The 693-nt window shown below is 57.3% G+C and carries 1 protein-coding gene; it reads right to left on the bottom strand.

Translation table 11 applies throughout. The annotated features are described in order from the left end of the window. Nucleotides 1–663 (bottom strand): DHHA1 domain-containing protein (locus NZ585_14960; protein MCS7081331.1); only part of this gene is annotated, 663 nt, incomplete at its 3' end. Nucleotides 664–693: the final 30 nt, after the last annotated feature.

Here is a 693-nt window from a genome sequence, read left to right on the forward strand (position 1 = left end):
TGGGAGCGGAAACGGCATTACGCAACCGGCGGCGTTTTTGTGCCCTCCTCCGCCATAGCGCATAGCGATTTCATTGACGGCGACGTCGCCGCGCGAGCGCAGGCTGATTTTCGTGCGCCCGTCGGGCAACTCAATGAGCAAAACGCTGATGCGCGTCGTGGGAATGCCGACCATATACTCAAGCAGGCGTTCCGCGTCGCCAAGCGTGGATTGCGTTTCGTTCATCATCGCTTGCGTGATGGGCATATACGCGATCGTCTCGTTTTGCAAAAGTCTCACGTTGCTAACCCCATGCGCGATGAGCCTAAGCGCGTTTTGGTTCAGCGTGTTGTAAATCTTCTCGTAAATCTCCGTCGGCGAGATGCCCGTTTCCAACAGTTCGGCGACGATGCGATGCACATGCGGCGTCGTCTTCGGCAACTTGAACGAGGCGGTGTCGGTCATAATCGCCACGTATAGACCCGTGGCGACGTCTTGGTCGATTAGCGTTCTCGCGTAACGCTCTTCCATCGCCTTGATGAGTTCGTAGGCGAGTTCGCCCGTCGCCGAAGCGTAAGAAAGGCAGACCATCACGTCGGCGAACTCTTCGGGGTGGAGATGGTGGTCGACGCAGATGACCTTTTGCGCTTGTTTCCGCCGTTGCGAGAGCACGATGGGCTTCATTCCTCGCGTTCTGCCGATGTGATTCGTGTC

Origin of the sequence: Chloracidobacterium sp., assembly GCA_025057975.1 — a bacterium.
GTDB lineage: Bacteria > Acidobacteriota > Blastocatellia > Chloracidobacteriales > Chloracidobacteriaceae > Chloracidobacterium.